Consider the following 24,762-nt stretch of genomic DNA (forward strand, 5'->3'; position numbering starts at 1 on the left):
CGCCGCGGCGCAGCGTCGATGCGCCTCGTTGCGGGGAGACGCCCAGTAGGATAGACCACTCCGGGGCCGACACTGGTCGGCAAAAAAGGCCAAAGAGATGGAACGCGCTTCAGTGAAGCAAGCGGAAAACAAGAAGACCGATGGCGGGATTCTCGATACTGTCAAGGTTGTCGTCCAGGCGCTCCTGATCGCGCTCGTTGTTCGGACCTTCCTCTTCCAGCCCTTCAGTATTCCGTCAGGCTCGCTGATTCCGACCTTGCTGATCGGCGATTATCTCTTCGTTTCAAAATATAGCTACGGCTATTCCCGCTACTCCTTTCCCTTCGGGCTGGCGCCTTTTTCCGGCCGTGTCCTGGCCTCTGAGCCGCAGCGTGGCGATGTCGCCGTCTTCAAGCTGCCGAAGGACAATTCGACCGACTACATCAAGCGCGTGATCGGCCTGCCGGGCGATACCATCCAAATGATGGACGGGCGCCTTTATATCAACGGCACCCTGGTCCAGCGCGAACGGCTGCCCGATTACACCTCGCGGGACCTTTGGGGCCGCGAGGTCGCGGTGCCGCGCTATCTCGAGACGCTGCCCAACGGCGTCAAGCATGTCATCATCGAGAGTGAGAACGACAGCGGCTATTGGGACAACACCTATGTCTACAAGGTGCCGCCGGGCCATTTCTTCATGATGGGCGACAACCGCGACAATTCGACGGATTCGCGCGACGAGAATGTCGTGGGCTATGTGCCCTTCGACAATTTCGTGGGGCGCGCCGAGATCATCTTCTTCTCAATCGTCGAGGGCGCGCAGGGTTGGAAAGTTTGGGAGTGGCCGTGGACCGTGAGATGGGACCGGCTGTTCACGCGCGTGAAATGAGCAGCCAGTCCGCGCTCGCCGAGATCGAGAACCGCATCGGCTATCGCTTTCGCGACCGGGATTTGCTCATCAGGGCCCTGACCCATATCAGCGCCGTGCCCGCCGACAAGGCGCTGACCTATCAGCGGCTCGAGTTTCTGGGTGACCGGGTGCTCGGCCTTGCCGTCTCCGACATGCTCTACCGCACCTTTCCCAAAGCTGCGGAAGGGGAATTGTCACGCCGTCTGGCGGAGCTTGTGCGCCGGGAGAGCTGTGCGGAGGTTGCGGCCGCCTGGGGTGTCGGCGATCATGTGCGCCTCGGCGAGGGGGAGATTGCGGCGGGCGCCCGCCGCAATGCCGCGATCCTCGCCGATGTCTGCGAGGCCGTGGTCGGCGCCGTCTTCATCGATGGCGGCTATGCCGCCGCGCAGGATATCGTGCAGCGCGTCTTCGCCGACCATGTGCATGCGCCGCGGCGCCCATTGCGCGACGCCAAGACGGCGTTGCAGGAATGGGCGCAGGGCCGCGGGCTGCCGCCGCCACGTTATGACGTCGCGACGCGTTCTGGGCCCGACCATGCACCGCATTTCCGCATCGCGGTCACGGTCGAAGGAATGACCGCGGCCGAAGGAAGCGGCACCTCGAAACGGGTTGCGGAACAAGAGGCAGCCAAGGAGTTTTTAGTGCGCGAGAATATCTGGACGGCTGATGGCAGCTGACGAGCACAGACCAGAACAAGACGGTGCGCCGACAGATGGCGGGCCTGCTGCGCCGCATTGCGGCTTCGTCGCCCTGATCGGCTCGCCCAATGCGGGCAAGTCGACGCTGTTGAACCAGCTCGTCGGGGCGAAGGTATCGATCGTCTCGCGCAAGGTGCAGACGACGCGCGCCCTGGTGCGCGGCATTACGCTCGAAGGCGCCGCTCAGATCATTTTCGTCGATACGCCAGGCATCTTCAAGCCGAAGCGCAGGCTCGACCGCGCGATGGTGGCTTCAGCCTGGGGCGGGGCGGGGGACGCCGACGTGATCGCTCTCCTCGTCGATGCGCGCAAGGGGCTCGACGACGAAAGCGCGGCCATCGTCGAGCATCTGCCGGGTATCAAGCAGCCCAAGGCCCTCATCCTCAACAAGATCGACCTCGTGCCGAGGACCTCGCTGCTGGCGCTCGCGGCCGAGATCAACGGCAAGGCCGATTTCGACGAGACCTTCATGATCTCGGCGCTGACCGGCGATGGGGTCGCGGCTTTGCGCACCAAGCTCGCGGCGCGTATGCCGCCCGGCCCGTGGCTCTATCCGGAAGACCAGATCTCGGATGCGCCGCTTCGAATGCTCGCCGCCGAGATCACGCGCGAGAAGCTGTTCGAGCGCCTGCACGACGAACTGCCTTATGCCGCCACGGTGGAGACCGACCAGTGGCTCGCGCAGAAGGACGGCTCGGTCCGCATCGAGCAGACGATTTTCGTGGAGCGGGAAAGCCAGCGCAAGATCGTGCTCGGCAAGGGCGGCCAGACGATCAAGGCGATCGGCTCGGCAGCGCGCGTCGACATCGCCGAGGCGGCCGAGACGAAGGTGCATCTCTTCCTCTTCGTCAAGGTGCGCGAGAACTGGGGCGACGATCCCGAGCGCTACCGTGAAATGGGCCTAGAATTCCCGAGGGGCTAGGGGCGTTTAGCGCGTCCTGTCCGGCCCGACACGCCCCGCCGTGCCGCTTGCCATCGTGGAAGAGGATAAAGAGGGCTGGCGCCGCCCGATGGTCGGATGTTGCGACGAGCATGCGCCACCCCACCCCGGTTCGCTCCGCTCACCGACGCTCCCCATCGAGGGGAGGGTCGGCCTGGGGCTCCGCTTTCGGCTAACCTCTCCGGCGCGGCTGACTTCAGACACGACACGGCGCCAGCTGCGCCCCTCCCCCTTGTGGGGAGAAGTGGGGGGTGGGGGAAAATCAGTCGTGAGGCCTAGACCGACATACACCTGGACGGGGCATGCCACCGCGATTCAAGAACGCCGCCTAAGGTCTTGACGGGGAGCAGCTTTCGGCGATTCGTGCGCGCTATGCCTCGACCGCTCATCAAAGCCTTACGGCAGTTCGCTCAGATTTTGATTCAATCGGCCTTGCCGGTGGCGATCAGCAGGTCGGTACGGCTGCCCCACTCGGCCCAGGATCCGTCATAGAGCGCTTCAGCCGGCTTGCCGATCTGTTCGAGCGCGAGCGACAGCACGGCGGCGGTGACCCCGGAGCCGCAGCTCGTGACGACCGGCTTGTCGGGATCGATGCCGGCTGCGGCGAAAGCCTGCGCGATGGCTTCAGGATCCTTCAGCCGGCCGTTCTCGATGAGATCCGTAAAGGGCAGGTTGCGGGCGCCCGGCATATGCCCGGCGCGCACGCCCGGACGCGGCTCCGGCGCCTCACCGCGAAAGCGCGCTGCCGCCCGCGCGTCCACCACCTGCAGCCGCCCGCTCGCCAAGCTCTTGCTGACCCGTTCGGCGTCGGCCACGGCAGCATGGTCGAAGGTCACGTGGAAGCTTGCCGTCGGACGCGCGACCGGGCCTGATTCCACCGGCCGCCCCTCGGCGAGCCATTGCGGAAGCCCGCCGTCGAGCACCGCGACGCGCTTCGCCCCGAAAACCTTGAGCGTCCAGCGCACGCGCGCTGCCGAAAAAAGGCCCGCCCCGTCATAGACGATGATGCGGGCCTCGTCGGAGATGCCGAGCGCGCCCATGGCGGCAGCGAAGTCCTCCGGCGACGGCAGCATATGCGGCAGCGGCGACGCGCGGTCGCTGATCGCATCCACGTCGAAGCGCACGGCGTCGGGGATATGCTGGGCGAGATACTCCACCTCTGCGTCGCGGCCTTCCGTCGGCAGGTACCAGGACCCGTCGACGACCACGAGATCGGCAGCCCCGAGGTTTTGCGCCAACCACTCCGTGCTGACGAGGGCCGGGAAATTGCTCATGATCGCTCCTTCAGACCAGGGGCGCCTGCAGACCGGGGCGCCTGCAGACCGACGGTGCCCGCGCGCCGTCGCCTGCGAGCGGCGACTCGAGGCTGCATAGCATGCCGGCGGCAGGGGCACATAGCGCCCCGGCGCTCAGCGAGCGCTGCGATCACCCGCCTAAATATCAGATGCGGCCTAAATGTCGGATGTCCTTGGGATCTTCTCTGACGAAGGAGCATTGTGGAAAGCGAGCGAACCCGCATAGCCTTGCGCTGACAAGGGATCGCATTGTCGCAAAACTGCAACTGAAGTCGGTCAAGTCCAGAACCACGAAACAGTGGCATGGCCGAGAGGCACTCCAAAGCGAGTGCCCCACGGCCGATCAAGGGAGATGATCCATGGGTATGCGCGGACTGATTCCGGGCCTCGCGGCGGCGCTTACGCTCGCTGCCTCCGGCCCGGCTCTCGCCGTCACCGATATTTCCTGGTGGCATGCGATGACCGGGGCCAACAACGAGGTCGTCGAGACCCTCGCCAAAGAGTTCAACGCCAGCCAGAGCGACTACAAGGTGACGCCGGTCTTCAAGGGCACCTATCCGGAGACGCTCAATGCCGGCATCGCGGCCTTCCGGGCCAAGCAGCCGCCGGCAATCATCCAGGTCTTCGACGCCGGCACCGGCGTCATGATGGGTGCGCAAGGCGCGATCAAGCCGGTCGCGGACGTGCTGAACGAGGCGGGCGAGAAATTCGACAAGAGCCAGTATCTGCCGGGCATCGTCGCCTATTATTCGAAGCCCGACGGCACGATGCTGTCCTTCCCCTACAACTCCTCCTCGCCGATCCTCTATTACAACAAGGACGCCTTCCAGAAGGCCGGGCTCGACGTCAACAATCCGCCGAAGACCTGGAACGAGGTGTTCGAGGCGGCGCGCAAGATCAAATCGAGCGGGGCGGCCCCCTGCGGCTTCACCTCCACCTGGCTCACCTGGATCCAGCTCGAGAACTTCGCCGCCTGGAACAACGTGTCCTACGGCACGAAGGAGAACGGCCTCGCCGGGCTCGATGTCGAGCTCAAGATCAATGCGCCGATCTATGTGAAGCACTTCCAGGAGATCGCCGATCTCGCCAAGGACGGCGTGTTTCGCTACGGCGGCCGCACGGCCGAGGCCAAGAACCTTTTTCTCAGCGGCGAATGCGCGATTCTCACCGAGTCCTCTGGCGGCCTCGGCGACGTGGTCAAGTCGGGCATGAATTTCGGCACGGGGCAGCTGCCCTATGACACGAGCGCGCAGGGCGCGCCGCAGAACACGATCCCCGGCGGCGCGAGCCTCTGGGTCTTCGCCGGCCACACGCCCGAGGAATACAAGGGCGTTGCCGCCTTCTTCAAATTCCTGTCGCGCACCGACATCCAGGCGCGCCTCCATCAGGTGTCCGGCTATCTGCCGGTGACCCTCGCCGCCTATGAGGAGACGAAGAAGTCGGGCTTCTACGACAAGAACCCGGGCCGTGAGATCCCGATCCTCCAGATGTTGGGCAAGGCGCCGACCGAGAATTCCAAGGGCGTGCGGCTCGTCAACCTGCCGCAGGTGCGCGACATCCAGAACGAGGAACTCGAGAGGATGCTGGCAGGCCAGCAGACGGCCCAACAGGCGCTCGACAATGCCGTGAAGCGCGGCAATGCCGCCATCAAGCAGGCGATCGGCCAGTAAGTCGGTCAATACCCTTGGTGGCAGGCGATAACCTATAAGCGAGACGCCACCTGCTCTCTCCCCCCTTGAGGGGGAGAGGTGGAGAGGGGGGTACCCCCACCCTAACCCTCCCCCACAAGGGGGGAGGGCAGCGCCACACGATGGCCCGCCCCGCAAGACCGTGATCAGATCTGAAGAGGCCTCGTGACCCCTCGCGTCACCTTCCCCAACAAGATACTCCCTTATCTGCTGCTTCTGCCGCAGGTCTCGATCACCCTCGTGTTCTTCTACTGGCCGGCCTCGCAGGCGCTTTACCAGTCGACCTTGCGCGAGGACGCCTTCGGGCTCTCGACGACCTTCGTCGGCCTCGCCAATTTCGAGCATGTCCTCACCGATCCGAACTATCTCGGCTCCGTGCGGACCACGATCGTCTTCTCGCTGGCGACGGCGCTCCTGCCGATGGCGGTGGCGCTTCTGCTCGCCATCATGGCCGACCGGGTGGTGAAGGGGCGCGGCTTCTATCGCACGCTCCTCATCTGGCCCTATGCGGTCGCGCCCGCGATCGCCGGCATGCTCTGGCTCTTCCTGTTCAATCCGACGATCGGCAGCTTTGCCTATATGCTGCGGCGCGCCGGCTATGCCTGGGATCCACTGCTGAACGGCGATCAGGCCATGCTGCTGATCATCCTGGCGGCCGCCTGGAAGCAGATCAGCTATAACTTTCTGTTCTTCGTGGCCGGCCTGCAGGCGATCCCGAAAAGCCTTCTGGAAGCCGCCGCGGTCGACGGCGCACGCGAGGTGAAGCGCTTCTGGACCATCGTCTTCCCGCTGCTTGCCCCGACGAGCTTTTTCCTGCTCGTCGTCAACACCGTCTATGCCTTTTTCGACACCTTCGGCATCGTCCATGCGGTGACGGGTGGCGGGCCGGGCAAGGCGACGGAAACGCTGGTCTACAAGGTCTACAACGACGGCTTCGTCAATCTCATCCTCGGCGATTCCGCGGCGCAGTCGGTGATCCTGATGGTCATCGTCATCGCATTGACGGCCGTCCAGTTCCGCTACGTTGAACGCCGGGTGCATTATGGCTGAGGTGGCAGCATGAACAGGACACGCCCCGCCTCGGCCTTCATGAGCCATGCGATCCTCATCGTCGGCATCCTGATCGTCGTTTTCCCGATCTACTACACCTTCGTCGCCTCGACGCTGTCGCTCCCGCAGATCCTGCGCCCGCCGCTGCCGCTCGTGCCGGGCGATTATTTTCTCGCAAATTATTGGGAGGCGTTGTTCGGCGGCGTCGGGCGCATCGGCGGCGTCACCGTCTGGACGCTGCTGCTCAATACGACAATCGTCGCGGTGGCGATCGCGGTGGGCAAGATTGTCATCTCGATCCTGTCGGCCTATGCGGTGGTCTTCTTCCGCTTTCCCTTCAGGATGACCTTCTTCTGGCTCATCTTCATCACCCTGATGCTGCCGGTCGAGGTACGCATCCTGCCGACCTATAAGGTGATGGTCGATCTCGGCCTGATCGACACCTATACCGGGCTCACGCTGCCGCTGATGGCGTCGGCCACCGCGACGCTGCTCTTCCGCCAGTTCTTCCTGACCATTCCGGGCGAGCTCCTGGAAGCAGCGCGCGTCGATGGTGCAGGCCCCTGGCGCTTCTTCAAGGATTTCGTTCTGCCGCTGTCGAAGACGAATATCGCCGCGCTCTTCGTCATCCTCTTCATCTACGGCTGGACGCAATATCTGTGGCCGTTGCTCGTCACCAACCGCAACGACATGAACACGATCATCGTCGCGCTCCGGAAGATGATCTCCTACGCCGACGCCGACACGCAGTGGCATCTCGTGATGGTGACGACGGTCTTCGCAATTCTGCCGCCGGTCCTGGTGGTCGTTCTGATGCAGCGCTGGTTCGTCAAGGGCCTGGTCGAGACGGAAAAGTGAGATGGCGACAGTCACGCTGAACAAAGTTCGCAAGATCTATCCGGGCGGCCTCGAGGCGGTGAAAGGCATCGACCTCATCGTTCCCGACCGCGCCTTGTGCGTGCTCGTCGGCCCCTCCGGCTGCGGCAAGTCCACGCTGCTGCGCATGATCGCCGGCCTCGAGACGATCAGCGAGGGCGCCATCGAGATCGACGGTCGCGTGGTGAACGGCCTGGAGCCAGCCGAGCGCGACATCGCCATGGTCTTCCAGAATTACGCGCTCTATCCGCATATGAGCGTCTACGACAATATGGCCTATGGGCTGCGCAACCGCGGAACGCCGAAAGCCGAGATCGACCGCAAGGTGCGCGCCGCCGCCGAGACGCTCGAACTCGCCCAGCTCCTCGACCGGCGCCCGCGACAGCTCTCCGGCGGCCAGCGCCAGCGCGTCGCCATGGGCCGCGCCATCGTGCGCGACCCCAAGGTCTTCTTGTTCGACGAGCCGCTTTCCAATCTCGACGCCAAGCTGCGCGGGCAGATGCGCGTCGAGATCAAGCGGCTGCAGCGTGATCTCGGCGTGACCAGCGTCTATGTCACCCACGACCAGCTCGAAGCCATGACGCTCGCCGATGTGCTCGTGGTCATGAATGCCGGGCGGGTGGAGCAGGTGGGGGCGCCGCTCGACGTCTACGAGCAGCCGGAAACGACCTTCGTCGCGAGCTTCATCGGCGCGCCGCCCATGAACCTCATCGCGCCCGCCGATTTCGCCGCCGGCGGAGCAACGCTGGGCGTCTTGCCTGCCGGGTGCACCACGGTCGGCATCCGCCCGGAGGATCTGACCGCCGTTGAGCGTGAGGGCCGCGAGGGCCACGTAACGTTCGAGGTCGCGGTGGAGGCCCTGGAGCCGGTGGGCGCCGAAAGCTACCTCTATGGGCGCCTGGGCGCGGCACGCGTCATCATACGCCTGCCCGGACGGGCGAATGTGCCCGAGCGTGGCAGCATTCGCGTCGCGGCGCCGAGACACAAGCTGCATGTCTTCGACGGCGAGGGCAGGCGGATCGCCGACAGCCAGCCGACGGGAGCGGCGCGAACAAAGATCGCCTGAGCCTCTAACCCTCCCCTCGAGGGGGAGGGTCGGCGAGCGAAGCGAGCCGGGGTGGGGTGATAGTGGCTGTGCCCGGCCTGTCACCCCCTCCCGGTCNGGGGGAGGTGGCCCGAGGATGCTGCGGTCGAGGTTGCCCATAGGCAACCGTCGCAGCGTGACGTTTTCGTCTACGGCTGCGCTTGATGCCCCCGCCCGCAGCGTTAGATTGAGGGCATGGATGGGCATCACGTCGTGGTCGTGGGGGCGGGATTCGGGGGGCTCGAGGCGGTGCATCGCCTCGCAGGCGCGCCCGTCCGCATCACGGTCATCGACCGGCGCAACCACCATCTCTTCCAGCCGCTGCTCTATCAGGTCGCGACGGCGGCGCTCGGCACAGCCGAGATCGCCTGGCCGATCCGCCATCTCCTGCGCCGGCGACGCGAGGTCACGACCTTGCTCGGCGAGGTCGCCGGTGTCGATGCCGAGCGCCGGGCGGTGAAGCTCGCAGACGGGGAGGCCATCTCCTACGACACGCTGATCCTCGCCACCGGCTCGCGGCACGCCTATTTCGGCCATGACGAGTGGGAGCCCTTCGCACCGGGCCTGAAGACGCTCGAAGATGCCACCACCATCCGTCGGCATATTCTGCTCGCCTTCGAGGAAGCCGAGCGAGAGAGCGATCCGGCGCGGCGGGCGGCGCTGCTCACCTTCGTGATCATCGGTGGCGGGCCGACGGGGGTCGAACTCGCCGGCACGATCGCCGAGCTCGCCCGCGAGACCCTGCGCAGTGACTTCCGCAGCATCGATACGCGCGAGACGCGGGTCGTGCTGATCGAGGCTGGGCCGCGGCTTCTGGCGGCTTTCCCGGACGATCTCTCCGACTATGCCAAGAAGGCGTTGGAGCGGCTCGGGGTCGAGGTCAAGCTCGGGCAGGCGGTCACGGCCTGCGATCAGGACGGCGTGACCTTCGGCGCTGAACGCCTCGATGCGGGCACCATCACCTGGGCGGCGGGTGTCGCCGCCTCACCGGCCGCCGACTGGCTGGGGGCACCGCGCGATCGAGCCGGACGCGTGATCGTCGAGCCCGACCTCACCGTACCCGGTCGGCCCGAGATCTTCGTCATCGGCGATACGGCCTCCGTCAAGGACGAGAAAGGCCAGCCGGTACCCGGCATAGCGCCGGCCGCCAAGCAGCAGGGCGACTATGTGGCGGAGGTGATCAGGCGCCGCCTCGCGGAGAAGCCGGCGCCGCCGCCGTTCCGTTATCGCCACGCGGGCAGCCTCGCGACCATCGGCAAGCGCGCGGCGGTGATCGACTTCGGCTGGATCAAGCTGCGAGGCGTGATTGCCTGGTGGATATGGGGCATCGCCCACATCTACTTCCTCATCGGCGTGCGCAACCGGCTGGCAGTCGCCATGAACTGGCTCTGGACCTATAGCTTCGGCCAACGGAGCGCGCGCCTCATCACGCAGGGCGATCCCGCCATGCTCCGGCGGTTCCGGCGGGTGTGACCCGCCTCAGGCTTTCACCGCGATCGCATAGACGCGTGCCGCCGTGCCGCAAAAGAGCGCCCGCTTCTCGTCGGCCGAGGCGCCGCTCGTGATGCGCTTGAAGGCATTCCACAGCACCGCATAGCTGCAGGTGCCCTTGTCGACCGGGAAGTTGCTTTCGAACATGGCACGATCCGGCCCAAAGGCCGTGATGCAGGTTTCGATATAGGGACGCCAAGCGTCCGCGAGTTCCTGCGAGGTGGGCGCGCGGTCGCGATTCTGAAAGTCGAAGCCGAAAAGGCGCATGCCGAGACCGCCGAGCTTGACGATGACGTTCGGCCGCTCGGCGACGCGGCTGATCGCTTGCTTCCATTCGGCGAAGACGTCATCGCGGCGCCCGGCATAGGGGCCGATGCCGATGGTGCCGCCGACGTGATTGAGGACGATCGTCGTGTCGGGAAAGGCATCGGCGAGCGCCACCAGGTCGTCGAGCTGGGTGTGATACATCCAGGTGTCGAAGGTGAGCCCGAGCGGCGCCAGATGGGCAAAGCCGGCGCGGAAAGGCGGCGCCGCGAGCAGGCCGGGGGGAAAGTCGAGCATGGAGCCGCGGGCGGCCGGGTCGGGGTGGTGGACGCTCGCTCCGCGAATGCCGCGGAAATAGCCTTTGCCGGCTTCGATGGCCGCTTCGAGCAGGCCCTTTACCCGGTCGCCGGCCTGAATGTCGATATTGCCGACGATGCCGGCGCAAAGTGCCGGCGTCCCGGGCTTTGCCGCCGCCTCTTCGGCGACGCGGGCGGCGAATTCGATCTCGCCGAGCGGCCGTCGCAGCGGGTCGCCACCCTCGCGATACATGGAGTGGCATTCGAGATAGACGGTCGCGACGATCCGGTGACCGGTCGCGATATCCGCCAGGAGCTCGGGCGCGAGATAGTGCAGATCCGGGCGCGCCCAGAGGTGGTGATGCGGATCGATGATCGCGAGTTCCGGCTCGATCGCCTCCTCGACGGTGGTCGCGAGCCAATCGGGGCGGGGCATGAGATGACGCGAGGTGTCCATGCTCATCGGGGTTCCTCCTTGTGCGCCGGCGCGGGCCTTCAGTTGGGCTCGTCAGGCGGCCGGTTGGGTCAGGATGCGTCTTGCCCAGGCGACGACCGGATAGTCAATCATCACGCCGTCGACGGCGACTGCAGCCCGTCCGTTCGCCTCGGCATCGGCGAAGGCGTCGATGATGCGCTGCGCCCGTTCGCGCTCCGCCGGCGTCGGCGAGAAGACCGTATTGACCACCTCGATCTGCGCGGGGTGGATGCAGGACTTGCCGGTATAGCCCATGGCGCGTGCCCGCGATGCCGAGAGGCGCAGACGCTCCAGATCCCCAATGTCGACGAAGGCGGTGTCGAGCGGCCCGGGCAGGCCCGCGGCGCGCGAGGCGACCGCGATGGCGAAGCGCGCCGCCTGAATCGCGCCGTCCTCGTCGGCGAGGTCGAGGCCCATGTCGGCAGCGAGATCGACGACGCCGAAGGCGATTTGGCGGACGCGTGGCGAGGCGGCCGCGACCGCGGCGACGCCGGCGATGCCCTTGGCCGTCTCGATGATCGGTATGACGCCGATCTGTCCGGGGGCGATGCCGCGCTGGCGTTCGAGTTGCTGCAGCAGCCAATCCGCCGTCAGGATGTCGGATGCCTGTTCGGCTTTGGGCAGCACGATGCCGTCGAGATGAGGGCTCGCCACCGCCTGGAGATCTTCCCAGCAGTAGGGCGTGGCAAGGCCGTTCACGCGGACATAGACCGGGCGCGGCAGCGGTTGCGCCAAGCGCGCGGCGATAATCGCCCGCGCCTGCGGCTTCTCGGTTATCGCCACGGCGTCCTCGAGATCCACGATCACCGCATCCGCGGCGCTGGCGAAGGCCTTGTCGAGCTTGCGCTCGCTGGAGGCCGGCGCAAAGAGCATGGAACGCGGCATATGCCCGCCGCTTGCGGTCGTGACCGTCATATCGTCCTCACGAGTGTCGCGTTCATCGGATGAGAAACAGGCTGATCGCCGGGATGTAGGTGATCAGCATCAGGCACAGGAAGACCACCACCACGAACATCAGCAGCGGCGGAACGATGCGATGCACGGTGAGGCCCGCCACCTGGCAGGCGGCAAAGAGATTGACGCCGAAGGGCGGTGTGATCATGCCGAGCGCCAGATTGACCACCATGATGATGCCGAACTGCACGGGATCGATGCCGAAATGGGCAGCGACCGGCGCGAGGATCGGCGTCAGGATGATGATCGAGGCCGAGGTCTCCAGGAACATGCCGATCAGGAACAGCGCGACATTGATGCCGAGCAGGAACATCGCCGGGCTGCTCATGCTTTCGACGAGCCATTCGCCGATCATCGCCGGAATGCCGGCGCGATTGATGAGATAGCTGAAGACGCCCGCCGTCGAGATGATCAGCATGATCGACGAGGTGCTGCGCACCGACTTGCGCGCAACCTCATAGAGATCCCTCAGCCGGAGCTCACGGTGCACGACCATGCCGATGAGGAGGGCATAGACCACGGCGACGGCGGCCGCTTCCGTTGGGGTGAAGACGCCGCCATAGATGCCGCCGAGGATGATCACCGGCATGAGGAGAGAAGGCCCGGCGTAGCGCAGCGCCGCAACCAGCGGCAGGCGCTCGACTTCGTCTTCCATGGCGCCGCGGCGCAGCCGCGCCCAGATCAGCACGGTGACGATGAGCGCACCGGCGATCAGGACGCCCGGCCCGAAACCTGCGATGAAAAGGTCGCCGACCGAGACCTCCGCAGAAACCGCATACAGGATCATCGGGATCGAGGGCGGGATGATCACGCCGAGTTCCGCAGCCGAGGCCTGGAGGGCGGCGGCGAAGGGGGCGGGATAGCCGTTGCGAATGAGCGCCGGAATCATGGTCGCGCCGACCGCGAAGGTGGTCGCGACGCCCGAGCCCGACACGGCCGCGAAAATCATGCAGGTGATGACGCAGGCTGCCGCAAGCCCGCCGCGCGTGCCGCCGACGAGGGCCTTCGCCACCTCGACAAAGCGGCGGGAAATGCCGCCGGCCTCCATGATATTGCCGGCCAGAATGAATAGTGGCACGGCCACCAGCGGAAATTTGTCCAGCGCCACGAAGAGCTGCTGGGCAAAGATCATCCAGGGCAGCGAGGTGAAGAGGGCGAGACCGAGGAGACCCGCGAGACCCAGCGTGACGGCGACGGGGATGCTCAGGGCAAAGCCCGACAGCATCGTTGACATCATGGTGGCTAGCATGAGCGTCTCAGTCGCTTGGCATGGGGTCGGACGGCGGGCGGGGATCGAGGTAACGGGCAACCAGGGCGACGATGCACAGAAGCGCCCCCACCGGCACCGCCAGATAGGCGAAGGCGATGGACACCTCGACGCCAGCAAGAACCTGGAAGCGCACGCGCCAGGCGAGCTGAAAGCCGAAAATGCAGGCCGCGCCGAGCACAACCAGCGCGGCCAGGAAATGCAGCACCTCGAGCCCTCGCCGGAACGCGCCGGATGAGATGCTGTGGAGAAAATCGACCGAAACGAGGAGCCCTCGCCGGAACAGCGCGACGGCTCCCAGATAAACGCTCCAGATCATCAGCGCCCGGATCAGCGATTCCGTCCAGGTCGACGGCACGTTGATCACGAAACGCACGACGATCTGGTAGAAGCAGAGCGCGGCGTAGGCGATAAGAAGCGCAACGGCGATCGCCTCGACGCCCCGACAGAAGGCATCGTCGATGCGCGCGACGGTCGATCTCATGGCTTGCCCCAGCTAGACGGACCGCGACGCACTACTGCTTCTGGATCTCGTCGATCAGCGGGCCGAACCGTTCCCGGTATTGCTGATAGAGCGGCTCAAGCTTCTTCTGGAATTCGGCTCGGTCGAGGGTGGTGACCTGCATGCCGTGCTCCTTGAGCGTCGCGAGGCCGGTCTTTTCGCTCTCGTCCACATAGGCGCGGTTGGCGGCACGTCCCGCCTCGGCGGCCTTCTTCAGGATGGCCTGGTCCTCCGGAGACAGGGAATCGTAGAGGGCAGGGGAGACATAGAAGGCGACCGGCGTGAAAGCGTGGTTGCTGATGGTGATATATTTCTGCACCTCCCACAGCTTGGAGGCGACGATGATCGACAGCGGGTTCTCCTGGCCGTCGATCGTGCCCTGCTGCAGCGCGGTGATTACCTCCGTCCAGGACATGGGCGTCGGCTGCGCGCCGAGCGCGCGGAAAGCCGCGAGATGGATGGAATTCTCCATCGTGCGGATCTTCAGGCCCTGCAGGTCCGATACGGTGGCGATCGGCCGCTTGGCGTCCGTGAGGTGGCGAAAGCCTACCTCGCCAAAGGCGAGGCCGACGAGGCCCTTGTCCTTCATCTTGGCGAGGAGCGTCTCGCCGACCGGGCCGTCCATGACCTTGCGTGCATGGGCGTAGTCGCGGAACAGGAAGGGGATGTCGGTGACCATCAGCTCAGGCACGAAATTGCCGATCACGGCGGTGCCTGTGATCGCCATTTCCAGGCTTCCGAGCTGAACGCTCTCGGCCATCTCGCGCTCGCCGCCCAGCGAGCCGCCCGGGAAGAGCTCGACCTTGAACCGGCCGGGCGCGAGCTTTTCGAGCTCGGCCTTGAAGCCGTTCGCACCCGATGCATGCGGCCCGACGGCCGGCGATGCCCAGCCGACCCGGATGGTAATCGGCGCGGCCATCGCCGCGCAGCTGCCCACGACGATGCCGAGCACTGCGCCGGCGACGGCGAGTGACCTTGATATCTGCTTTCTCATTATGTCCTCCCTTGGTGCTTTTTTAGATGATCCCCGTCTCACGGAGCCGTTTCTGTTCGTCTTGGCCAAACCCGATCGATCCGAGAATTTCGCTCGTATGCTCGCCCAGTTCCGGCGCCGGGTTGCGGATCACGCCCGGCGTGCGTGACAGGCGGGGCGTGACATTGTGCATCGGTAGCGTGCCGGTGTCCCTGTCGGGAACGTCGACCAGCACCTCGCGCTCGCAGATGAAGGGATGCTCCATCAGGTCGGCGACATCGCAGACCGGACCGACAGTGACGCCGACGCTGTCGAACAGGACGAGATTCTCGGCTTGCGTCCGCCTGGCCATAAATTCCGCGACGATGGCGTCGATTTCCTCGGCGTGCTTAATCCGGTCGGAATTGGTGGCGAAACGCGGATCGGTGATCAGGTCTTCGCGTTCCATGACGCGGAAGAGCCGTTCGGCCATGGACTGCATCGAGGCCGACAGGGCCACGAATTTGCCGTCGCTGCAGGTATAGACATTGCGCGGCGAGGACGTCCCGGAGCGGCTGCCGAGCCGCGGCGTGACCTGGCCCGTGATCTGGTAATTCGCCGCTTCCGGCCCGAGGATCGAGAGAATCGGTTCAAAGAGCGAAAGGTCCACCACCTGGCCCGCGCCGCCGGCCACCTCGACCTGACGCAGGGCGATGAGGCTCGCTGCCACCCCGTAGAGGCCGCTGACCATATCGGCGAGGGCGAGCGGCGGCAGCGCCGGCGGCCGGTCGGGAAAGCCGTTCATCGAGGCATAGCCGCTCATGGCCTCGACCAGCGTGCCGAAGCCTGGCTTGGAGCGGTAGGGGCCCGTCTGGCCCCATCCGGAGACGCGGACGATCACGAGCTTCGGATTGACGCCGTGCAGCACCTCCGGCGCGAGATCGAGCTTCTCCAGGCGGCCGGGAACGAAATTTTCGACGAGGATATCGGCCGTCTCGACCAGCTTCAGCAGGATTTCGCGCCCTTCGGCTGCGCGATAGTCGAGGCCGAGGCTCTTCTTGCCGCGTGCATAGACCTTCCAGTAAGTGGAAATGCCGTCGACCCGCCAATGGCGCAGGTCATCGCCGCGCCGCGGGTCCTCGATTTTGATCACATCTGCGCCGAAGTCGGCGAGCACATGCGAAATGGCGTTGCCCGCCACCAGCCGCGACAGATCGAGGACGCGGATGCCGTCGAGCGGCCCCTGGGCGTCCGGCTGAAACTCAAGCTTTTTACGGTCTGCCACTCTTCTGTCTCGCGGCTCTCTCTTCCCCCGGGTGGCAGGACCATGGCACGGGCCGGCAGCAATGCCGAAATACCGAATTGACTTGGCAGGCATGCCGGCTTGTTATGGCCCGATGGATATCCGGGCTCTCCGCTATTTCGTGGCGATCGCCGAGGCGGGCAGCATTTCCAAGGCGGCCGGCCATTTGCGCATTGCCCAGCCCGCCCTCAGCCGGCATGTCCACGCCATTGAGGAGGAGCTCGGCACGTCGCTGCTGATCCGCACGCCGCGCGGTGTCACGATGACCGAGGGCGGCGAGCAGCTCTACAGCTCCGCCCTCGATATCCTGCGCCAGCTCGACACGCTGCCGGATGTCATCGGCACCCGGGGGCGGGTGGTTACGGGGCGGGTGGTCGTCGGCCTTCCAACCTCGGCGAGTGCCGTGCTCGCCACGCCGCTCCTGCTCGCGGCGATCGAGCGCTATCCACAGGTGCAGATCCACTTGATCGAGTCGCTCAGCGGCTTCCTGCGCGAATGGGTGCAGACGGGACGTCTCGATCTCGCCGTTCTCTATGACGCGCAGGAAAGCCCGACGCTCCATGTCGAGACGATGCTCGACGAAGATCTTTGGCTCGTCGGCGCGCCGGAGCGTCTGGCGGGGCTCGAGGCGGGCGTCGCCTTCCGCGATCTCAGCCGGTTTCCTCTTGTCATGCCGGGCCTGCCGCATTCGCTGCGGCGGCTCATCAACGACATGGCGCTGCGCGAGGGCGTGAAGCTGACGGTGGCTGCGGAGGCGGATTCACTGCATATCGTCAAGAATCTGGCCGCAACCGGCCGGACATTCTCGCTGCTGGTGCGCAGCGCGATCTGGAATGAACTCAAGGCGGGGATGGTCACCGCCGTGCCGATTCACTCTCCCACCATCCGGCGCTCGGTGTCGCTCGCCCGGCCGCTCTTGCGCGGGCGCAACCGGGCCGCGGAGGAGATCGCCCGGCTCTGCCTGTCGATCGCGGCTGATCTCAAGCGCCGTGATCTCTGGGGCAATGCGGAGACCGGCTGAAGTCGTCAGAAACCCTGAACGGCGATTTGGGTGTGTTCCACCTCCGGTGGGCGGGCGAAGCAATGGGCGACGAGGTCCCGCCAGGTCTGGAAATCGGCCGATTCACGGAAGCCGACCATGTGATCCTCGACCGTGTCCCAGCCGACCACGAGGTGGTAGCGGCTCGGATTCTCGACCGAGCGATGCACCGCCATGCTGCGGCAGCCCTTGGCCTTTTGGAACAGCGGCACAGCCTTCGCCGCGCCTTCCTCGAAAGCCTGCTCCATGCCGGGCTTGATCTCGATCACTGCGATTTCGTGGACCATGGGGACTCCGATGCCTCGTGCCGGGCGCTTCGCCAGCCGACTCGCGCCGGACGATAGCTAGACGATCGCGGAAGCGCCACCGTCGATATTGATCGCGACGCCCGTGATGAAGCTCGCGCGTTCGGAGGCGAGGAAGGCGATGACATCGCCGGCCTCGGCGCTCTCGCCCACGCGGCCAAGGGGAATACCGCGCCGCTTTGCGTCCTCGGCATAGAGTCGATCCGCTTCGCGGGCTGCCGCCTGAGGATCGAGCCGCTCGAAGCGGCGCTGGTGCTGGCCGCTCTTGATGAAGCCGATGCAGACCGTGTTGACCAGGATATTGTCGGCCGCCAAGTCCTTGGAGAGGCCCTTGGTCATGGCGATGCCGGCGGCGCGCGCCACGCTGGTCGGCATGGTCGAGGCGCGCGGCGTGCGGCCGTCGATGCTCGTCACATTGATGATGCGCCCGCCGCCGAGACGGCGCATCTCCGGAATGACGGCGCGGATCAGCTCGATCGCCGCCCAGAGCTTCACGTCGAAATCGGCATCCCAATCGCGCCGCTCCACGGCCTCGAAGGGCTTGGCCATGGACGTCCCGGCATTGTTGACCAGGATGTCGATGCGCCCGAAGCGCTCGAGCGCGGCGCCGGTCACGCGTGCCGGCGTGTCCTTCGCGGTAACGTCCGCGGGAACGGGCAGCACCGTGCCGCCTGTTGCCTCGGCGATCTCGCGCGCGGCGCTCTCCAGCACGGACTGGCGCCTGCCGACGATGATGACGCGCGCGCCTTCCTGCGCCAGGCGATGGGCGGCAGCGCGGCCGATGCCTTCGCTGCCCCCGGTGACGATCGCGACCTTTCCGGCTAATCCGAGATCCATCTCATTCTCCTCGATCGTCTCCGGCCCTGGCCGCGCCGGGGCATGCCGTTTGCGGCGATGGCCGGCGTTATTTCCCTTGCTTCTTGGCCTCGTCGATCAGCGGCTTGAAGCGTTCGTCGACCGCATCCCAGAACTTCGCATATTGCGCGGGATCGAGATATTTGATCGTGTTTCCCAGATCGAGCATGCGCGCTTTGAGGCCGGGGTCCTGCGTGACCGTCCGCATGGCTTCGGCCAGGCGATCGATGACCGGCTGTGGCGTTCCGGCGGGCGCCGAGAGCCCGATATCTGAACCGATCGATTCCACCTTGAAGCCGGCCTCGGCGACGGTCGGAATGTCGGGAATAAGGTCGCTGCGCGTATCGTCCATCACCGCGATGATGCGGACCGCCCCGCTCTTGTGACTGGGCAGAAGCTCGCCGATCGAATTGAAGCCGACATCGATATGGCCGCCGAGCAGCGCCGTGAGCTGCGGGCCGCCGCCCTGGAAATTGACGGTCGCCATTTTCGTGCCGGTGCCCTGCTGGAAGGCGATATTGGCGAAATGGCCGGTCGACATGAAGCCGGTGGTGCCGCTCTTCAGCTTGCCCGGATCGGCCTTGGCCGCGTCGACCACGTCCTTCAGCGTCTTGTAGGGGCTGTTGCCAAGAACGACGATGCCGAAGGGCGCGCCGTAATACATGGCGATCGGGGCGAGGCTGTCGCGCTTGAAGCTCGCCTGCCGATCCGGGTCGAGATAGATGCTGGCGGCCGTCGGCAGGACGGACCAGACGAGCGTATAGCCGTCGGGCTTGGCGCGGGTGACTTCAGTGAGGCCGATCTGCATGGACGCGCCCGGCTTGTTGACGATCTCGACGGGCACGCCGAGCTCCTTTTCCAGGAGGGGAGCCGCCAGGCGCGCGGCTGTGTCGGTGCCGCCGCCGGCCGTGGAGGGCACGATGGTGGTGATCACGCGGCCCTTCGCCGGGTAGTCCTGCGCCATCGCCGTGCCGCCGATCGCAAGTAGCGCCGCAGCAGAAGCCAGTGCCAATCTCATCATCATTTTCATCCTCCCTCTGTGGTCCTTCGTTATCGTTGTCGTGGCGTTGCGCCGGCTCAGACCGAGATTCCGAAATCCCATGCAAGCTGTTCTGATCTTTTTGTTTTGGCGCGTCATCTGGCTAATGACGGCGGTGAGTTGCGGGGCCCATCCGTCGAGGCCTTCCTGCGCCGGCCCGCGGCCGATCACGCCGCCTCGGCGGGCAAGCGTCGCAGCTTCCTGAGCGAATTCAAGTGTGTGGGCTTCGGTGTTCCAGGGAAAAGCGAAGGCCATGACGAAAGGGTGACCTCGCCGATATAGAGATCGCCGTGCGAATCCATGGCGATGCCGTGCGGCGAGGTGAACTGGCCCGTGCCGGTCCCCGGTCCGCCCGTGCTGTTCAGGCGCCCGACCATCTCGCCGTTCTGAAGAATGGTGATGCGCGGGCCGAGATTCGGTGTCTCTCGGTTGACCGGCAGGTAAGGCGCGAGCTCGCCCACTAAGCAGAGCGGGCAGGGGCCGGCGGTCATGAACATCGCGCTCGGACGATGAAGATTGTTCCACTGGCCCTCGTAGCGGCCGTTGCCGTCGAAGATCTGGATGCGATGGTTCTCGCGGTCCGCCACATAGACGTAACCGTCGGCGTCGCAGGCGATATTATGGGGCAGGTTGAACTGGCCCTTGTCGGCGCCGGGCGCTCCCCAGGACATCAGCCATTTGCCGTCGGGGGAATATTTATGCACGGCGGCATTGCCGTAGCCGTCGGTGACATAGATGTCGCCTTGCGGCGAGAGCGCGGTATGCGTGCAGCGGTTGAACGGCTTGCCGCTCATGCGCGGCGCCGGTTCGCCGGGCGTGCCGATGCGCAGGAGGAGCTTGCCGTCCAGGCTGCATTTGCACACGACGTGGTTGCCCTCGTCGGTGCAATAGATCGACTGGTCCGGGCCGATATGCAGGCCATGCGGCCATTTGAAGAGATCTTCGCCCCAGGACGCCAGGAAACCGCCGTCGCGGTCGAAGACCACCATGGGATGGGGGCCGCGGTTGAAGACATAGACGCGGTCCCGGTCGTCCACCGCGACAGCGGCAACCTCGCCGAGCGCCCAGCCGTCGGGCAGCTTGGCCCAGTTGTCCTGCGCCTCGTAGCGGAACTGGCCGCCGCCCAGCACCACAGCCATGACGTCCTCCCCATGAGCGCCTGATGGCGCCTTGTCATCTCATTCAGTGAGATTTAAGGATCATCCCGTGGAAGCTGTCAATGCGTTGGGTCAGGAATGGTCGAGCCCGGTGCCATCAATCGCGTCCTGACGCTGATCAGCTTGATCTCGGACCATCCCGAACTCACGGCGAAGCAGGCGGCAGCGCTCCTGGGCTGGCCTGTGAGCACGACGCATCGCCTGTTGCGCAAGCTCGCGGAGGCGGAATTCGCGGCTCAGTCGGAGCGGGGCTTCTCCGCCGGCATGGAGCTCTACCGCATCGCTGGCCGGCTCGGGCCCAAGGTGCCTTTCCTGCGCATCGCGGAGCCGCTGCTGCAGGCGTTATCGGCGCGGTTCAACGAAACGTCCCTGCTGACCATTCTGGAGCGTCGCCAGCTCCAGATGTATATCGCCTTGTCCGCGGCGCCTGCGGACCCCATGCGCTACATCATCGAGCTGAACCGGACGGCGCCGCTCGTCTGGGGCGCATCGGGACGGGCGCTGCTCGCCTTCCTGCGCCAGGACGAGATCGAACGGGCAATCGAAAGCAACGACGCGCGCAATGTCCGCGGCGAAGCGCTCGATCCCGCCGAGTTGCGCGCCCAGCTCGCGACGATTGCCGCCGATGGCTATGCGGTGACTCATGCCCACCGCACCCTGAACTCGGTCGGCATTGCCGTGCCCTTCTTCGCCGCGGGCGGCCAGGTGGTGGGCTGTGTCGCCTTCCAGGTGCCCTCCTTCCGCTTCACCGAAGAGGGGCTTCCCGAGCTTGTCGGGGCGCTCAAGGATGCCGCGGCGGTGATCTCCCAGCAGGTGGGTGCTCAGGCGCAGGTTTGACGGATGCACCGGGACTGTCACGGACCCGCGACGATGCTCGCCGCCATATTGACGCCCAGCGCCAGCACTGTGGTGTTGAACAGAAACGACAGGATGGTGTGGCCGAGAACGATGCGGCGTATCTGCCGTGAGACGATCATCACGTCCGAGGTCTGCGCGGCGGCGCCGAGGTTGACGGAAAAATAGAGAAAATCCCAGTAGTCCGGCTCGAAGATCGTATCGCCATCGCCATGCGCTTCGGGAAAATTCAAGCCGCGCTCACCATCGTCGTCGTAATATTCATGGGCGTAATGCAGCGCGAAGGTGACATGCATCAACAGCCATGAACAAAGCAGCGTGACGCCGGCGAGGGCGAGATGGAGCCCACGTGCGGTCGCCGGGACCCCGCTCAGATTGGCGAATTCGAAGCCGATCGCGGCGAGGCTCGCCATGGCCGCGACGGTGGTCAGCACGAGAATGGCGATGGCGCTCTCGTCTTCGACGGCAGCCCGGCGGCGCATGTCCAGGACATCGGAGCGATAGGCCATCCAGGCGACCAGGATGAGATAAACCAGCGCGCCCACCGCCCAGGCCGTGAGCAGACGCGTGGATAGCGACCAATCGCCCGGTAGCGTCAGCGCCAGCACCGCGACGATGACAAAGAGGGCGACCGTTCGCGGCCGCGCCCTGAACGCCCTGAGAAAGCCCGACATCCGGCACTCCGACGGCGAATCGCCGACATGATGAGGCTCATCATACCGTTTCGGGAGGCGGAAGGGGCCCAATGCCGTGCGGCGGCGGCGGTTGTCCGGTGGTAGTCACGCCCGCGTCATCAGGGATCATGTCCGATGCGAGGCAACGGTTCTATCGTAGCCCGGTCGCATCATCCTGGAGGCAGCATGTCCGCGCTTTCCGACCTTCGGGCTCTCAGCCCGCAACAGCGCAATGCAGTCGTTGCGAGTTTCCTGGGCTGGACCCTCGACGCCTTCGACTTCTTCATTCTCGTTTTCGTCCTGCACTATGTCGCGCAGGAGTTCTCGACCGACATCACCAAGGTCACCATCGCCATCACGCTGACGCTCGCCATGCGTCCCGTCGGCGCGCTCATCTTCGGCTATTGCGCGGACCGCTTCGGTCGCCGGCCGACGCTGATGGTGGACGTGCTGCTCTATTCCATTCTCGAATTCGCCTCGGGCTTTGCGCCCTCGCTCACGGTGCTCATCGTGCTGCGCGCCCTCTACGGCATCGCCATGGGCGGGGAATGGGGCGTCGGCGCCTCGCTCGCCATGGAGAGCATTCCCGAGCGGTCGCGCGGGCTCGTGTCCGGGCTCCTGCAGGCCGGATATCCGATGGGGTATCTTCTTGCGTCGCTTGCCTTCTGGCTGCTGTTTCCGCTCATCGGCTGGCGCGGCATGTTCATGGTGGGCGCGCTGCCGGCGCTGCTCGTGCTCTATATCCGCCGCAGCGTGCCGGAATCGCCGGTCTTCGAGGAGCGCCGCCACCGCACCGGCAACAGCGCGCTCTTGGCGACGCTTCGCCACCACTGGAAGCTGCTCCTCTATGCCGTGCTCTTGATGACGGCCTTCAACTTCTTCAGCCACGGCACGCAGGATCTCTATCCCACCTTCCTCGAAGTGCAGCGCCAGTTCTCGACCGCGACCGTCGGCACGATCGCCATCGTCTACAATATCGGGGCCATGCTGGGCGGCATCACCTTCGGGATGTTGTCCGAGCGGATCGGCCGGAGGCGCGCCATCGTCATCGCCGCACTGCTCGCGCTGCCCGTCATTCCGCTCTGGGCCTATTCCACCGGGCCGGCGCTGCTCGCCGCCGGCGCCTTCCTGATGCAATTTGCCGTGCAGGGCGCCTGGGGCGTCGTGCCCGTGCATCTCAACGAGCTCTCGCCGGACGAGATCCGCGGCACCTTTCCGGGCTTTGCCTATCAGCTCGGCAACCTGCTCGCTTCGGGCAATGCCACCATCCAGGCCGCGCTCGCCCAGAGCTACGGCGGCGACTACAGCTATGCGCTGGCGCTCACCGCCGGGATCATCGCAGTCGCTGTCGCGCTCCTCGCCGGCTTCGGCGTGGAGGCGAAGGGCGTGCGTTTCGGCGCCGCCAAAACCGCGCGCCGGAGCGAAGCCAAGGCGACTGTCTAGACCGGGATCGCGCCGCTCAGGCGGCGCGGCCCATCTGCCGGCGCACCTCGTCGGCGAGCGGATGCAGCACATCCGGGGCGGCGGGGCCGACGAGGCTGTAGCCGATGCCGTTCTCGGCCCAGGCGAAGCCCGCCACGCTTCCGTCGTCGTGCGGCGCCATCGGCGCATTCTTGTCGGTCGCCATGGGCCGCACGAGCATGACGAGGCGCATGCCCTTGTCGTTGTCGTACATAAGGAGGCCGGCGGGGCCGTGCGCGGTGGCGACGAGGCGACCGCCCATGAAGCGGAAGCCGGAGGCGGCGAGGTCGGGCACGGCAACCGGATGCTGGAGCCTGGTCGAGATCCAGTTCACGAGGTCGGCCTGGTCGGCGGCGCGGATCTCGACGGGGCGGGCCTGATCGACGCTGAACACCTTGTAGCTGTCGGAAGCCTCCCGGGCGAGGGCGGCAAGGCCGCTCGCCGGCGGCGTGACGGATCCACGCGCCAGCCAGCCGCCGCCGGCCCCGGCCGCGAGCAGCAGCACGGCGGCCGCCGCAACGCGCCAGTGGTCGCGGGCCGGCCGGCGCCGCGCCTCGATCATGCGCGTGAGGCTGAGCTCCGGCGGAACCGGCTCCTGGGCGATCGGCGCAAAGGCTTCGCGCAGCTGATCGCGCTGGCGGGCGAACCCGGCGACACGGCGCGCGACATCCGGATGCGCCGCGAGATAAGCCTCGACCTCGGCCTGGCGGGCGGCGTCGAGCGCCCGGTCCACATAGGCGTTCAGGTCGTCTTCGGAAATCGGACGGCCGCTCGTCATCATTTGACCCTCCGCAGATTGGGGCCGCGCGCGAATGCAGCGGCATCGGGCTCCATGGCCATCAAAAGCTTTTCGCGGGCGCGCGACAGTCGCGACATCACCGTGCCGATGGGGATGTCGAGCACGCGCGCCACCTCCGCATAAGAGAGATCCTCGACGGAGACGAGCAGCAAAACGCTGCGCTGCTCCTCCGGCAGATCGGCGAGCGCGCCGAGGAGATCGCGGTGGAGGAGCGCATCTTCCTGCGCCGCTGCTTGCGCGAAGGCCTCCTCGCCGATCGCGTCGAGCGGGAGGTGCGGTCCGCGCCGCGCCGTCTGCTTCAGGCGGTTCATGGCGAGATTATGCAGGATGGCGAAGATCCAGGCGCGCGCGTCGCCGTCCTGCCGGCGCTGGTGCCAGCGGCTGAGCGCCCGCTCCAGACAATCCTGCACCAGGTCGTCGGCGCTCGCCCGGTCGCGCAGCAGCGAGCGCGCGTAGCGGCGCAGCGCCGGGATCAGCGGCTCGATGAGGGGGATCATGTCGCGCATGGGAGATGTTCTCCGCAGCCCGCCGGGCGGTGCCGCCCGCGCGAGGCG

Annotated in this window: 25 protein-coding genes; 11 read left to right on the forward strand and 14 right to left on the reverse strand. The window is 65.9% G+C overall.

The window, feature by feature from the left end:
* The first annotated feature begins 97 nt into the window (after nt 1–97).
* From lepB to era, 3 genes are read left to right on the forward strand one after another with little or no spacing between them, the layout of a single operon-like run.
* The gene (gene lepB / locus ACFQU1_RS17220; protein ID WP_378134834.1) at nt 98–868 is read left to right on the forward strand and encodes a signal peptidase I; all 771 of its coding nucleotides are present in this window, start codon (nt 98–100) and stop codon (nt 866–868) included.
* Nucleotides 865–1,566 (forward strand): ribonuclease III, encoded by a 702-nt coding sequence (rnc, locus tag ACFQU1_RS17225; RefSeq protein ID WP_378134837.1) that lies wholly within the window; start codon nt 865–867, stop codon nt 1,564–1,566. The genes lepB and rnc overlap by 4 nt, the downstream gene beginning before the upstream one ends.
* On the forward strand, nt 1,556–2,509 hold the full coding sequence (era, locus tag ACFQU1_RS17230; RefSeq protein WP_378134839.1) for a GTPase Era: 954 nt from the start codon (nt 1,556–1,558) through the stop codon (nt 2,507–2,509). The genes rnc and era overlap by 11 nt, the downstream gene beginning before the upstream one ends.
* 440 nt (nt 2,510–2,949) lie before the next feature.
* On the opposite strand, the gene sseA is transcribed toward era, so the two are convergent.
* Nucleotides 2,950–3,801, reverse strand: a complete 852-nt coding sequence (gene sseA / locus ACFQU1_RS17235) for a 3-mercaptopyruvate sulfurtransferase (RefSeq protein ID WP_378134841.1) — start codon at nt 3,799–3,801, stop codon at nt 2,950–2,952.
* Nucleotides 3,802–4,187: 386 nt separating this feature from the next.
* On the opposite strand from sseA, the gene ugpB reads away from it, so the two are divergent.
* The 5 genes from ugpB to ACFQU1_RS17260 all read left to right on the forward strand — a co-directional run bounded on the left by ugpB (nt 4,188) and on the right by ACFQU1_RS17260 (nt 9,993).
* Nucleotides 4,188–5,492, forward strand: coding sequence for a sn-glycerol-3-phosphate ABC transporter substrate-binding protein UgpB (ugpB, locus tag ACFQU1_RS17240; protein WP_378134984.1), 1,305 nt, complete (start codon nt 4,188–4,190; stop codon nt 5,490–5,492).
* Nucleotides 5,493–5,675: 183 nt separating this feature from the next.
* Nucleotides 5,676–6,560 carry a sn-glycerol-3-phosphate ABC transporter permease UgpA gene (ugpA, locus tag ACFQU1_RS17245; protein ID WP_378134843.1) on the forward strand — a complete coding sequence of 295 codons (885 nt, stop codon included), beginning with the start codon at nt 5,676–5,678 and terminating at the stop codon, nt 6,558–6,560.
* A 9-nt stretch (nt 6,561–6,569) separates the two neighbouring features.
* Nucleotides 6,570–7,418 (forward strand): sn-glycerol-3-phosphate ABC transporter permease UgpE, encoded by an 849-nt coding sequence (gene ugpE, locus ACFQU1_RS17250; RefSeq protein ID WP_378134845.1) that lies wholly within the window; start codon nt 6,570–6,572, stop codon nt 7,416–7,418.
* A gap of 1 nt (nt 7,419) precedes the next feature.
* Nucleotides 7,420–8,502, forward strand: coding sequence for a sn-glycerol-3-phosphate ABC transporter ATP-binding protein UgpC (gene ugpC, locus ACFQU1_RS17255; RefSeq protein ID WP_378134847.1), 1,083 nt, complete (start codon nt 7,420–7,422; stop codon nt 8,500–8,502).
* Nucleotides 8,503–8,715: 213 nt separating this feature from the next.
* Nucleotides 8,716–9,993 (forward strand): NAD(P)/FAD-dependent oxidoreductase, encoded by a 1,278-nt coding sequence (locus ACFQU1_RS17260; protein WP_378134850.1) that lies wholly within the window; start codon nt 8,716–8,718, stop codon nt 9,991–9,993.
* 6 nt (nt 9,994–9,999) lie between these two features.
* On the opposite strand, the gene ACFQU1_RS17265 is transcribed toward ACFQU1_RS17260, so the two are convergent.
* From ACFQU1_RS17265 to ACFQU1_RS17290, 6 genes are read right to left on the reverse strand one after another with little or no spacing between them, the layout of a single operon-like run.
* The gene (locus tag ACFQU1_RS17265; protein ID WP_378134852.1) at nt 10,000–11,034 is read right to left on the reverse strand and encodes an amidohydrolase family protein; all 1,035 of its coding nucleotides are present in this window, start codon (nt 11,032–11,034) and stop codon (nt 10,000–10,002) included.
* Between the two features lie 45 nt (nt 11,035–11,079).
* Entirely contained in the window at nt 11,080–11,961 is an 882-nt protein-coding gene (locus ACFQU1_RS17270) for an HpcH/HpaI aldolase/citrate lyase family protein (RefSeq protein ID WP_378134854.1), read from the reverse strand.
* A gap of 22 nt (nt 11,962–11,983) precedes the next feature.
* A complete protein-coding gene (locus ACFQU1_RS17275; protein WP_378134856.1) occupies nt 11,984–13,249 on the reverse strand; it encodes a TRAP transporter large permease in 1,266 nt (421 codons plus the stop codon).
* 7 nt (nt 13,250–13,256) lie between these two features.
* Complete coding sequence (locus ACFQU1_RS17280; RefSeq protein WP_378134858.1) at nt 13,257–13,751, reverse strand: TRAP transporter small permease; 495 nt, start codon at nt 13,749–13,751, stop codon at nt 13,257–13,259.
* A gap of 31 nt (nt 13,752–13,782) precedes the next feature.
* Nucleotides 13,783–14,763 carry a TRAP transporter substrate-binding protein gene (locus ACFQU1_RS17285; protein ID WP_378134860.1) on the reverse strand — a complete coding sequence of 327 codons (981 nt, stop codon included), beginning with the start codon at nt 14,761–14,763 and terminating at the stop codon, nt 13,783–13,785.
* A gap of 22 nt (nt 14,764–14,785) precedes the next feature.
* Nucleotides 14,786–16,006, reverse strand: a complete 1,221-nt coding sequence (locus ACFQU1_RS17290) for a CaiB/BaiF CoA transferase family protein (RefSeq protein WP_378134862.1) — start codon at nt 16,004–16,006, stop codon at nt 14,786–14,788.
* Between the two features lie 91 nt (nt 16,007–16,097).
* Between ACFQU1_RS17290 and ACFQU1_RS17295 the strand changes: the two genes are divergently transcribed.
* Nucleotides 16,098–17,045, forward strand: a complete 948-nt coding sequence (locus ACFQU1_RS17295) for a LysR family transcriptional regulator (RefSeq protein ID WP_378134864.1) — start codon at nt 16,098–16,100, stop codon at nt 17,043–17,045.
* A gap of 5 nt (nt 17,046–17,050) precedes the next feature.
* Here ACFQU1_RS17295 and ACFQU1_RS17300 read toward each other — a convergent pair whose 3' ends face one another.
* The 4 genes from ACFQU1_RS17300 to ACFQU1_RS17315 form a co-directional block, all read right to left on the reverse strand.
* Nucleotides 17,051–17,350: an antibiotic biosynthesis monooxygenase family protein gene (locus tag ACFQU1_RS17300; protein ID WP_378134866.1), complete on the reverse strand. Its 300-nt coding sequence runs from the start codon at nt 17,348–17,350 to the stop codon at nt 17,051–17,053.
* Nucleotides 17,351–17,407: 57 nt separating this feature from the next.
* Nucleotides 17,408–18,205, reverse strand: coding sequence for an SDR family NAD(P)-dependent oxidoreductase (locus ACFQU1_RS17305; RefSeq protein WP_378134868.1), 798 nt, complete (start codon nt 18,203–18,205; stop codon nt 17,408–17,410).
* A gap of 67 nt (nt 18,206–18,272) precedes the next feature.
* Nucleotides 18,273–19,247: a tripartite tricarboxylate transporter substrate binding protein gene (locus tag ACFQU1_RS17310; protein ID WP_378134870.1), complete on the reverse strand. Its 975-nt coding sequence runs from the start codon at nt 19,245–19,247 to the stop codon at nt 18,273–18,275.
* Between the two features lie 182 nt (nt 19,248–19,429).
* Nucleotides 19,430–20,401, reverse strand: coding sequence for a peptidyl-alpha-hydroxyglycine alpha-amidating lyase family protein (locus ACFQU1_RS17315; RefSeq protein ID WP_378134872.1), 972 nt, complete (start codon nt 20,399–20,401; stop codon nt 19,430–19,432).
* Nucleotides 20,402–20,497: 96 nt separating this feature from the next.
* On the opposite strand from ACFQU1_RS17315, the gene ACFQU1_RS17320 reads away from it, so the two are divergent.
* Nucleotides 20,498–21,256 carry an IclR family transcriptional regulator gene (locus tag ACFQU1_RS17320; protein ID WP_378134874.1) on the forward strand — a complete coding sequence of 253 codons (759 nt, stop codon included), beginning with the start codon at nt 20,498–20,500 and terminating at the stop codon, nt 21,254–21,256.
* Between the two features lie 17 nt (nt 21,257–21,273).
* Here ACFQU1_RS17320 and ACFQU1_RS17325 read toward each other — a convergent pair whose 3' ends face one another.
* Nucleotides 21,274–21,948: a DUF1345 domain-containing protein gene (locus ACFQU1_RS17325; protein WP_378134876.1), complete on the reverse strand. Its 675-nt coding sequence runs from the start codon at nt 21,946–21,948 to the stop codon at nt 21,274–21,276.
* Between the two features lie 186 nt (nt 21,949–22,134).
* Between ACFQU1_RS17325 and ACFQU1_RS17330 the strand changes: the two genes are divergently transcribed.
* Nucleotides 22,135–23,391, forward strand: a complete 1,257-nt coding sequence (locus ACFQU1_RS17330; RefSeq protein ID WP_378134878.1) for an MFS transporter — start codon at nt 22,135–22,137, stop codon at nt 23,389–23,391.
* A gap of 16 nt (nt 23,392–23,407) precedes the next feature.
* Here ACFQU1_RS17330 and ACFQU1_RS17335 read toward each other — a convergent pair whose 3' ends face one another.
* Both ACFQU1_RS17335 and ACFQU1_RS17340 read right to left on the reverse strand, forming a co-directional pair.
* Nucleotides 23,408–24,187: an anti-sigma factor family protein gene (locus tag ACFQU1_RS17335; protein WP_378134880.1), complete on the reverse strand. Its 780-nt coding sequence runs from the start codon at nt 24,185–24,187 to the stop codon at nt 23,408–23,410.
* Complete coding sequence (locus ACFQU1_RS17340; protein WP_378134882.1) at nt 24,187–24,714, reverse strand: RNA polymerase sigma factor; 528 nt, start codon at nt 24,712–24,714, stop codon at nt 24,187–24,189. The genes ACFQU1_RS17335 and ACFQU1_RS17340 overlap by 1 nt, the downstream gene beginning before the upstream one ends.
* Between the last annotated feature and the right edge of the window lie 48 nt (nt 24,715–24,762).

Origin of the sequence: Chelatococcus sp. GCM10030263 (genome assembly GCF_042666455.1) — a bacterium.
GTDB lineage: Bacteria > Pseudomonadota > Alphaproteobacteria > Rhizobiales > Beijerinckiaceae > Chelatococcus.